Source organism: Methylobacterium sp. WCS2018Hpa-22, from assembly GCF_031843785.1.
In the GTDB taxonomy this organism is placed as follows: Bacteria; Pseudomonadota; Alphaproteobacteria; order Rhizobiales; family Beijerinckiaceae; genus Methylobacterium.
Genome location: NZ_JAVTJA010000025.1, coordinates 42228 through 53018, shown reverse-complemented (window position 1 = coordinate 53018; position 10791 = coordinate 42228). Strand labels below are relative to the sequence as shown.

General features: G+C 67.7%; 8 protein-coding genes. 1 reads left to right on the top strand and 7 read right to left on the bottom strand.

The features are described 5' to 3' along the window. Positions 1-614: 614 nt before the first annotated feature. Both mtaB and dapF read right to left on the bottom strand, forming a co-directional pair. Positions 615-1862 (bottom strand): tRNA (N(6)-L-threonylcarbamoyladenosine(37)-C(2))-methylthiotransferase MtaB, encoded by a 1248-nt coding sequence (mtaB, locus tag RQI43_RS23270; protein WP_311276739.1) that lies wholly within the window; start codon positions 1860-1862, stop codon positions 615-617. Next, positions 1863-2750: a diaminopimelate epimerase gene (gene dapF / locus RQI43_RS23265; protein WP_311276738.1), complete on the bottom strand. Its 888-nt coding sequence runs from the start codon at positions 2748-2750 to the stop codon at positions 1863-1865. A 243-nt stretch (positions 2751-2993) separates the two neighbouring features. On the opposite strand from dapF, the gene RQI43_RS23260 reads away from it, so the two are divergent. Further along, a complete protein-coding gene (locus RQI43_RS23260; RefSeq protein WP_311276737.1) occupies positions 2994-3698 on the top strand; it encodes a GyrI-like domain-containing protein in 705 nt (234 codons plus the stop codon). Positions 3699-3710: 12 nt separating this feature from the next. On the opposite strand, the gene RQI43_RS23255 is transcribed toward RQI43_RS23260, so the two are convergent. From RQI43_RS23255 to gcvH, 5 genes are all read right to left on the bottom strand, one after another. Continuing rightward, a complete protein-coding gene (locus RQI43_RS23255; protein ID WP_311276736.1) occupies positions 3711-5375 on the bottom strand; it encodes a cyclic peptide export ABC transporter in 1665 nt (554 codons plus the stop codon). A 332-nt stretch (positions 5376-5707) separates the two neighbouring features. Next, entirely contained in the window at positions 5708-6220 is a 513-nt protein-coding gene (locus RQI43_RS23250) for a methylated-DNA--[protein]-cysteine S-methyltransferase (protein WP_311276735.1), read from the bottom strand. A 100-nt stretch (positions 6221-6320) separates the two neighbouring features. After that, positions 6321-7208, bottom strand: coding sequence for a class A beta-lactamase (gene bla / locus RQI43_RS23245; protein WP_311276734.1), 888 nt, complete (start codon positions 7206-7208; stop codon positions 6321-6323). A gap of 188 nt (positions 7209-7396) precedes the next feature. After that, positions 7397-10243: an aminomethyl-transferring glycine dehydrogenase gene (gcvP, locus tag RQI43_RS23240; protein WP_311276733.1), complete on the bottom strand. Its 2847-nt coding sequence runs from the start codon at positions 10241-10243 to the stop codon at positions 7397-7399. 179 nt (positions 10244-10422) lie between these two features. Next, positions 10423-10785 (bottom strand): glycine cleavage system protein GcvH, encoded by a 363-nt coding sequence (gcvH, locus tag RQI43_RS23235; protein WP_311276732.1) that lies wholly within the window; start codon positions 10783-10785, stop codon positions 10423-10425. Positions 10786-10791 lie beyond the last annotated feature (6 nt).

The window sequence follows — 10791 nt, the reverse complement described above, 5'->3', positions numbered from 1 at the left end:
GTGAGGGGGCGCGTCCGGGTGAGCCAAGTTCGGATGCGCCCCCTCACCCTCGCTTCGGCTTCGCCTCTCGCTCATCGCGGACACGACAAGGTGTCCGCGATCCTCTCCCCGCGCGCGGGGAGAGGCGGCGCTGCCTGACACTGCCGCTCTCCTTCAGAAGGCCGGCCATTACGGTCGAGGCGCTGGCGCCGGGACATAATGCTGGAGCAGATCGAGATGTGGGTATCGGGTCGGCGCATAACGCGCGATTCCTTCTCCCCTCTGCGGGAGAAGGTGGCCCGCGAGCCAAGTCGGACGAGGGGAGCGCCATCTCCGGAGAGGTCGCTCCCTCTCCCGGTCGCTCCGCGACCACCCTCATCCGCAGCATGATCTACGATATTCACACAAATGGCGGGATGCGCCGCCCTGCCCTCCTCCCCAGCGGATCTCGGGCCTGCCCGAGATCCGTCGAGCTTGTGGGGAGGAGTTGGAGGTGGGGGTGGTTGGGCGACCCTCAGGCTGCGGAGGCTGGCGGAGCCACCCCCACTCCTAGCCTCTCCCCACAAGGGGGAGAGGGACGCGCTCTGCCTGAAACAGTAGCTGGGTGGATCTCCTCGCTCGCATAGGGCGGAGGATTACTCCGCCCCGATCAGCACCCGGCCGTCATGCCCTGCGATCGTCACGTCGCGAAGCTCGCCCGGGGGCGTGTCGGCTGCCAGCCGGACCGGGGTGAACCCTTCCGTACGCGCCATTCCGCCGCGCTCGGTGAGCACGCGGTGGGTCCGGCCGACCTCTCCCGCGAGATGTGCCGTCAGTGCCGTGGCTCCCGCGTCACGAAGACGGGCGGCGCGCTCGCGGATCACGTCTCCGGCGACGGGCGGCATGCGCGCGGCCGGCGTGCCGGGGCGGGGCGAATAGGGGAAGACGTGGAGATGCGTGAGGCCGCATTCGGCAACGAGATCGAGGGAGCGGGTGAACTGCTCTTCCGTCTCGGTGGGAAAGCCGGCGATGAGGTCGGCCCCGAAGACGGCATTCGGGCGAAGACGCCGCACGGCCTCACAGAACCGGATCGCATCGTCGCGGCCGTGCCGGCGCTTCATGCGCTTGAGGATCAGGTCGTCGCCGGCCTGCAGCGAAAGGTGGAAATGCGGCATCAGCCGGTTCTCGCCGGCAATCGCCTCCCAGAGAGCCGCGTCGGCCTCGATGGAATCGATGGAGGACAGGCGCAGGCGTGCGAGATCCGGCACGTGGCGGAGGATCGCCTGGACCAGCCGTCCCAGGCTGGATGACTGAGACAGATCCCGGCCGTAGGCGGTGAGGTCGACGCCGGTGAGCACGACTTCGCGCCCGCCATGGTCGACGATGCGGCGGACCTGATCGACCGCGTCGTCCAGCGTGACGGAGCGGGAATTCCCCCGGCCGAAGGGGATGATGCAGAAGGTGCAGCGATGGTCGCAGCCGTTCTGCACCGGCACGAAGGCGCGGGTACGGCCGGCGACCGAGGCGATCCGCGTCGGTGCGGCTTCCCGCGCGGCCATGATGTCGTCGATCTCGAGACGCGGTCTGACATGCGTGGCGGGCTGCCAGGTCTCGGCCCTGGTCTTGGCGTCGTTGCCGACGATGCGCGCCACTTCCGGCATCGCCGAATAGGCGTCCGTTTCCACCTGAGCGCCGCAGCCGGTGACGACGATCTCGGCCCCCGGCCGCTCGCGGGCGAGCTTGCGGATCGCCTTGCGGGCCTGGCGTCCGGCCTCCGTCGTGACGGCGCAGGTATTGACGAGGACGAGGTCCGCGCCCGTCCCGGCCGCCTCGGCATGGCGGCGCATCACCTCGGATTCCACCGTGTTGAGGCGGCAGCCGAAGGTCAGGGTCTCCACCGCCACTCAGTCCACCCGCGTGAAGAGTTCGGGGGACAGGAAACCCTCCCATTCGAGGGCCACGGGGCCGGTCATCAGCACGTGGTCGTCGGCGCGCCATTCGATGACGAGGTCGCCGCCGGGCAGGCTCACGGTGGCGTGGCGCGCCAGCATGCGCAGGCGCGAGGCCGCCACCAGGGTGGCGCAGGCGGCGGTGCCGCAGGCGAGCGTCAACCCCGCGCCGCGCTCCCAGACCCGGAGCTTGATCGTGTCGGGCCCCGTCACCTGAGCCACGGAGATGTTGGCGCGCTCGGGAAAGATCGGGTGGTTCTCGAGCATCGGGCCGATGCGGCCGAGATCGTAGCCGTCGGGATCGCGCTCGACGAAGAACACCGCGTGGGGGTTGCCCATGTTCACCACGCCCGGCGAATGCAGCACGGGCGCGTCGATCGGGCCGATCTGGAGCTCGATCCGCCGCGTGTCGGGGAACGGCTCGGCCAGCGGAATCTCGTCCCACTTGAGGCGGGGGCGGCCCATATCGACGGTGAAGGAGGTGTGCGCCACGCGCTTCACCTCGACGAGCCCCGCCTTGGTCTCCAGGGTGAGGCGGCCGTTCTCAGCCGGGCGCGCCATGGCCGGGTCGTCCAGCATGGCGTAGGCGACGCAGCGGGTGCCGTTGCCGCAGGCGCCGGATTCCGACCCGTCGGTATTGTATATCCGCATGAAGCCGTCCGTGCCGGGGCTGCGCGGATCGTGGATGACCATGAGCTGGTCGAAGCCGGAGCGCGGGTGGCCGGCGATGGCGCGGGCCTCCTCGGCGCGCACGACCAGCTCCGTGCCGCGCAGGTCCAGCACCACGATGGCGTTGCCCGCCCCGTGCATCTTCAGGAACCGACGGTTCTCGAGCCTCGTCATGATCGTCTTCGGTTTCGTTGTCTGAACGGGGCATCCCGCGTGCGAGGCCCCCGCATATAGGACAAAGCGCCGGGCCGCGCACGCGGGGTCCGCTCGGGGGAGCGTTGCACAAGGGACGCGCCCGTCACGTTCCTGCGTTCGGGGCGGGTTGGCGTCTCGCAGGCGGGCGGCTTCCTCCCTATTTTAAGGCTTCGCGATTCAGCCGTACGATTCGTCGCGGCGTGCGATCTCCGGAGCGTTGCCTTGACCCGTCATCGTCTATTGCCGCTCGTCAGCCTCGCCGCCGCTTTGGCCGTCTCCTCCGCGCTCGCGCAGCAGCCGTCCTCGCCCGCGACCTCCTCTCCCCTGCCGACCACGACGGCGCCCGATCCGGTCAATCCCGACGCGCCGGCCCGTCCGGTGCCGACCCAGGCGCTTCCCGCCGCGCCGGCGCTCCCGGCCGGCCCGGCACGCCAGACCCTGGTGGAGACCCCCGGCGACGCCAACGACGTGGACGAGGTCTCGCTGCCGCCCAAGCCCGCCGCGATCCTGGCGGGGCGGGCGAGCTGGGAGGAGGCGGTGCCGGCCCTGAAGGCCGCCTTCGTGAAGATCGAGGAGGCGCTGGCCAAGGACGGGATCACCCCCACCGGGCGGCCGATCGCGGTCTTCGCCAAGACCGACGATGACGGATTCCAGTTCGAGGCGATGATCCCGATCGCCTCCATGCCGGACCCGAAGCCCGCCGAGTCGGGCGGTCTGCGCTTCGGCACGACCCCCAGCGGCAAGGCCCTGCGCTTCCCGCACAAGGGCTCCTACGACGAGATCGACGGCACCTACGAGACGCTCACCGCCTATCTCGACGCCAAGGACGTGGTGGTCCAGGACCGCTTCATCGAGGAATACGTCACCGACCTGAACGACAAGGCGGACGAGAAACTCGACGTGAACATCTACGCCCTGCCGAAATAGGCGGAGTCTCGCTCACGCGGTCGCTTCCGTTCGGGGAGCTTCCAGGATCGCGCCGTTGTTCAGGTGGATCACCCGGTCGGCCGCATCGAAGTAGCGGTCGTCATGGCTGATGACGATCAGGGTCCGGCCCTCACGCTTCAGGTCCGGCAGGAGCCGTGTGTAGAACAGGCGGCGGAAGGTGGGGTCCTGCTCCGCCGCCCACTCGTCGAGGACGAGGACCGGCCGTCCTTCGAGATAGGCCTGAACCAGGGCCAGGCGCTTGCGCTGCCCGGCCGAGAGATCGACGGTGGAGAAGGCCCCGTCCCGGATCGTCACCTTGTGGGCGAGGTCCAGGGTCTCGAGATAGGCATCCGCCGCCGCCGGATCCGCCCCGGCGGGCAGGACGAGATCGTCGAACAGGTAATAGTCGAAGAACACCGCCGAGAAATGCTGGCGGTAGGCGTCCCGCGTCTCGTCCGTCACCGGCGCCCCGTCGAGGAACAGGGTGCCGGTCTGTGGCGGATACAGGCCGAGGATCAGCTTGATGAGGGTGGTCTTGCCCGAGCCGTTCTCGCCGACGATGAACAGGATCTCCCCCCGCCGCACGGTGAGGTCGATGGGCCCGAGGGTGAAGCCCGGCTTGCCCTCGACGGCCGGGAAAGCGTGGCTGACGCCGCGAAGCTCGATTTCCTCAATGGTCCGGGGCGTCCGCGTGTCCTCCGGCGCGAGCAGGTTCGGCTCCGAGACGGTGCGTCCGGCCGAGAATTCGGCGATGCGCTGGTAGGCGATCCGCGCCCGGCCGATCTCGGGCAGGATGGCGAGGATGTAGGTGACCGGCAGCTCGATATAGAGCAGCACGAGGACGAAGCCGGAGAGGACCGCGTTGTCGATCCCCAGAGTCGCCTTGTAGGTCACGATGGCCGCGATCGTGGCGAACAGGGCCAGCTTCTTCGTCAGGTAGGAGAATTCGAGGAGCGTATGGGTCCTGAATTCGTTGCGGCGGAGTTCTTCGATGGACGAGGTCAGGGCCCCGTCCCTCAACCGCATTCGGCGCTGCCGGTTGAGCCGCAATTCCCGGCTGCCTTCGGTCAGGCTCTGGAAATGCTTCTGCATCGTGTCGGCGAGGGAGCGGCGCGTGCGGTAGCCGACCATGGCGCGGCGGCGCAGGATGTTCTCGACATAGCTGCCGAGGCCGAAGACCAGCAGGGTGATGGCGAGGAGCGGGGCTGACAGAGTGAGCATGTAGACGAGGCATCCGGCGGTGACGCCGCTCTGGATGATGAGCCCCGACAGCATCGCCACCGTCGTCGACAGCGTGGCGGCATCCGTGTTGAGCGAAGCGAGGACCTTGTGGCGGCCGATCTGCTCGATGCGGTCGATGGGCGCCGTGAGGATCATGTCGGCGAGATCGCGGCTGAGGCCGGCGCTGATGCGTCCGCTCGCCAGGGCGCTGCCGAGCCCGGAGAGAAGGGACCCGCCCACGCCGAGAAGGACGAGGCCGAGGAAGACGGGAATGAAAGTCTCGGAAAGACCGCCCTCCGCATGGATGGCCGTGTTGACCTTGGCCAGAACCGTCGCCGTGGCGAGGCCGCTCAGCGCCCCGATCGCCGAGGACACGGCCACGAGCGGCCAGATCGGACGCAGCAGGCGCATCGCGTCCTTGCCGAGCCCGCTCAGACGATTGTCCGGTCCCGCCATTCATCCCTCCGGCTCGGCCCTGTCGTTGGGCCGCTGGGCAGCCGGATACGTCAGGAACGGGATGCGCCAAAATTCGAAACACGCAGGGCGTGTCTGCGGACGGGCCTGCTTGTCGTCGCGGTGGGGATGTGGAGAATAATCACAGCGCCGCGTCGGACCGGGCTCAGAATCGATCATCCCATCAGATCACCTCATCCTGAGGTGCCGGAGCGTAGCGGAGGCTTTGAGCGAGCCCTCCAGTTGCCTCGTTGGGTTCTGGAGGCCTCCTTCGAGGCCGCTCCGCGGCACCACAGGATGAGGTCAAGCCTTGGACAGACACCCCGAACAGGCGCTCAGAGCAGGCTGAGCTGCGCCGAGACACGAGAGGTCGCCCCGCGCTCCAGCGCGAGCAGCCACTTTTTCGTGTCGAGGCCGCCGGCAAACCCCGTGAGGCTGCCTCCCGTGCCGATGACGCGGTGGCACGGAACCACGATGGGGAGCGGGTTGGCGCCATTGGCGGCACCCACGGCCCGGCTGGCGCTCGGACGGCCGATTCGCCTGGCCAACTCGCCGTAGCTGATCGTCTCGCCCAGCGGGATGTCAATGAGCGCGGTCCAGACCTGCCTCTGGAACGGTGTGCCGCGCGGGTCGAGTTCGAGGTCGAACCGGGTCAGCCGGCCTTCGATATAGGCACTCAATTGCCGCCGGGCTTCGGCGAAGGCCGCGTCGTCCCGGAGCCAGTCCGGTTTCGGGGCAACGGCGCCCTTGCCGGTTGGGAAACCGATGCAATGCAGGCGCTCGTCCGTACCGGCCAGAACAAGCGGACCGATCGGGCTGGGCAGGACCGTGTAGCTGGTTTGCGGCATAGCACGTTCGTTCGTTGAAACATGAGGGTTGGTGTCGACCTCGAAGACCGGATCGGTGGTCTGCGGAGCATCACATCGCGACACGCCTCCCGCCGCCAACTCATGAGGTCGCCCAGGTCACCACAGCGGAACCAGCCTTGCGCAGCACTGCCTCGCGCACGTCCATCGCAAGTCCCGGCGCGTCGTAATAAGCTGCAATCATGAGTGCAGGACGCCCTGGGGGTCGGACGATAGCGTAGTCGTTGGTGTGTCGGTCGACGCTGGTGCCTGGCCTGTTTCCTACTCGCCATCGGGCCGGCAAGGCCGCACGCAAGCGTTGCGAGCCCGGCTTGCAGTTGACCATCCAGCTTTCAAGCTTTTCTCGGCTCCCGGCTATCAGCACGTCGCCGAGAAGGATCGAGCGGGCTGAAGCAACGATGGCCCGGGGCGTCGTTGTGTCCAGATTTCCCTTGGGGGTATTCGCAGCAAGCTCGAAGCGATCGACGCGTGTGACCTCATCGCCGATGCTGCGAAGAAAGCGGGTGAGGCCGTCAGGCCCGCCGCTGGACTTCATCAGCAGATTCGCGGCGGTATTATCGCTCGTTTCAACCATCGCTTGGCAGAGCGTCTCGACTGACAGCGCGCCGCGCGAGACGTGCAACTCTGTCACAGGTGAGGGTGACACAAGATCAACGCGCGAAAAAGCGACTTCACGCCCAAAACTTTCCGCTCCCGCATCGACGCGGGCCAAGACGTGCGCGGCCAGCAAACCCTTGAAGGTGCTGCACATCAGGAAACGTTCGTCGGCCCGGTGCTCGAGGGTTCGACCGGAGCCGGTGTCGAGCGCGAGTAGCCCCAGGCGCCCACCGTATCGACTTTCGAGGGCGGCGAAGGGGGCGCTGTCGGCGGAATGTGAAGCACCTATGCCACCGACCACACCGATTGCTGCGCCAATGATCAACTTACGGCGTGTCGGCGAAACATCAGCAGCCGCGTCGGTGTGTTTCAAGGAGACCAGTCCTGCCCAAGGGGAAGCCATGGCCAAGCTTGCTCTCGGATTGTGTTTCCGAAGGGGCGGGCGAGGATCCCCCCCGCGGTTTGCGAGCCGAGCCTTCACAGTGCGATCAGGCGCTTGGCCACATCCACCCCACCGGCCGCTGCCGTCCCGAGCGAGAGGAGAGCGGCCGACGTGGTACCCTATTCGGCCGCCTCGCTATAGGCATCCACCGGTGGGCAGGAGCAGACGAGGTTGCGGTCGCCGTAAGCGTTGTCGACGCGGTTGATCGGCGGCCAGTACTTGTCCATGCCGAGACTTCCCGAGGGGAAACACGCCGCCTCGCGGGAATAGGGCCGCTCCCACGGGCCGATCAGGTCCGCCACCGTGTGCGGCGCGTGTTTCAGCGGATTGTCGACCTTGTCCATCCGGTTATCCTCGATGGCGCGGATCTCCTCGCGGATCGCCAGCATCGCATCGCAGAATCGGTCGATCTCGCCCTTGGTCTCGGATTCCGTGGGTTCGATCATCAGGGTGCCGGCCACCGGCCAGCTCATGGTCGGCGGGTGGAAGCCGCAATCGATCAGGCGCTTGGCGATGTCCTCGACGCCGATCCCGGCCGATTTCTGGAACGGCCGCACGTCGATGATGCATTCATGCGCCACCCGGCCCTGTGCCCCGGCATAGAGCACCGGATAGGCGCCCTTCAGGCGGCTCGCGATGTAATTGGCGTTGAGGATGGCCACGCGGGTGGCCTGGGTGAGGCCGCGCCCGCCCATCAGCAGGCAGTAACTCCACGAGATCGGCAGGATCGAGGCCGAGCCGTAGGGCGCCGCCGAGACGGCCCCTTCCTCGGCCGTCCGTGGATCGGAGGGCAGGAACGGGATGAGATGCGCCTTGACGCCGATGGGACCCATGCCGGGGCCGCCGCCGCCATGGGGGATGCAGAAGGTCTTGTGCAGGTTGAGGTGGCTGACATCGGCGCCGATATCGCCGGGGCGCGCAAGGCCCACCATGGCATTGAGGTTGGCCCCGTCGAGATAGACCTGGCCGCCATGGGCATGGACGATGTCGCAGATCTCTCGGACCCGCACCTCGAACACCCCATGCGTCGACGGATAGGTGATCATGCAGGCTGCGAGGTTGTCGGAATGCAGCTCGGCCTTCCGGCGAAAATCCTCGACGTCGATGTTGCCGTGCTGGTCGGCGCCGACCACGACCACGCTCATGCCGCACATCTGCGCGGAGGCCGGGTTGGTGCCATGCGCCGAGGACGGGATGAGGCAGACCTTGCGGTGCCCCTCCCCGCGCGAGAGGTGGTAGGCCCGGATAGCGAGCAAGCCGGCATATTCCCCCTGCGCGCCGGAATTCGGCTGCATCGAGATCGCGTCGTAGCCGGTGATCGCGCAGAGCTTGTCGGAGAAGTCGCGCAGGAGTTCCTGGTAGCCCTCCGCCTGATCCGCCGGCACGAAGGGGTGGATCTCCGAGAATTCCGGCCAGGAGATCGGCAGCATCTCGGCGGTGGCGTTGAGCTTCATCGTGCACGAGCCGAGCGGGATCATCGCGCGGTCCAGCGCCAGGTCGCGGTCGGCGAGGCGACGCATGTAGCGCGTCATCTCACTCTCGGCCCGGTTCATGTGGAAGATCGGATGGGTAAGATAGGCGGAGGTTCGGAGATTCGCCTCGGGGAGACGCTGCGCCGGCCAGGCCTCGTCATAGGTCAAGCCTTCGCCGCCGAAGGCGCGCCACACCGCCTGGACGATATCGGGCCGGGTGCGCTCATCGACGGTGATGCCGATGCGGTCCGAGCCCACTTTCCGCAGGTTGATGCCGTTCTTCACCGCGTTCTGCAGGATCAACCCCTGGAAGGCGCCGACCTCGACGGTGATCGTGTCGAAGAAGCCCTTCGGCTCCACGGTGAATCCGAGGGCCTCCAGCCCTTCCGCGAGGCGCACCGCGTCGCGGTGGACCCGAGCGGCGATGGCCTTCAATCCGCGCGGGCCGTGGAACACCGCGTACATGCCGGCGATGACCGCCAGCAGCACCTGCGCGGTGCAGATGTTCGACGTCGCCTTCTCACGGCGGATATGCTGCTCGCGGGTCTGCAGGGCGAGGCGATAGGCGCGGTTTCCCCGCGCATCGACGGAGACGCCCACGAGCCGGCCCGGCAGAGTGCGCTTATGCGCCTCGCGGGTGGAGAGATAGGCCGCGTGCGGGCCGCCATAGCCCATGGGCACGCCGTAGCGCTGCATCGAGCCGATGGCGATGTCGGCGCCCATCTCGCCCGGCGGCTTCAGCAGGGTGAGGGCCAGGGGGTCGGCGGCCATCACGGCGACCGCGCCGGCCTCGTGCAGGCGGGCGATGACCTCCGAAAAATCGTGGATGGCGCCGCAGACGCCGGGATATTGGAGGATCGCGCCGAAGACCTCCGCCGGGTCGAGATCGGTCGACGGGTCGCCGACGACGATGGTCCAGCCCAGCGGCGCGGCACGGGTCTTCAGGACGGCGATGGTCTGGGGCAGGCATTCGCCGTCGACGAAGAAGGCGGTCTTGCCGTTGCGGGCGATACGCGAGGCCATGCCCATGGCTTCCGCCGCCGCCGTGGCCTCGTCGAGGAGCGAGGCATTGGCGATGTCGAGGCCGGTGAGGTCGCAGACCAGGGTCTGGAAGTTCAGCAGCGCCTCGAGCCGGCCCTGGCTGATCTCGGGCTGGTAGGGCGAATAGGCGGTGTACCAGGCCGGGTTCTCGAAGATGTTGCGCTGGATCACCGGCGGCATCGTGGTGCCGTGGTAGCCCTGGCCGATGAGCGAGACGAGAAGCCGGTTCTTGTCGGCGATGCCGCGCATGTGTTCGAGCACCCGGCGCTCGGTGAGCGACGTGCCGAAATCGATGCGCTCTTCCTGGCGGATGTCGGCCGGCAAGGTCTCGTCCACGAGGCCGTGCAGGCTCTCGGAGCCGATCACGGCCAGCATCGCCGCGATCTCAGCGGTGGTCGGACCGATGTGGCGGCGATTGGCGAAATCGTAGGGATCGTAGCGATCGTTTGGCATGATGGGCCTCGCGTGCCGAAGTCTGAAGAATGTCGCAACGCTTCTCCCTCCCCCTTGTGGGGAGGGATCGAGGGTGGGGGTGGTTCCGCCGGACTCCGCAGCGGGTCGCCCAGCCACCCCCACCTCCAACTCCTCCCCACAAGGGGGAGGAGAGAGCGTTCTGGGTCGTGCGCGTTGCGCTATTTCGCGAACTCCGCGTAGGCCGTCTCGTCCATCAATCCGTCGAGGGAGGCGACGTCGTCGAGGCGGAGGCGATAGAGCCAGCCCGCGCCCTGCGGGTCGGTGCCGATGCTGGCCGGGTCCGACACGGCGGCCTCGTTGATTTCGGTCACCTCGCCAGAGACCGGGGCGAACACGTCGGAGGCGGCCTTCACCGATTCCACCACCGCCGCGGCCTCGCCCTTGACGAGCTTGGCGCCGACCTTGGGCAGCTCGACGAAGACGAGGTCTCCGAGTTGCTCAGCCGCATGGGTGGTGATGCCGATGGTGGCGACATCGCCCTCGATGGCCAGCCACTCGTGCTCGTCCGTGAATTTCAGCATGATGCG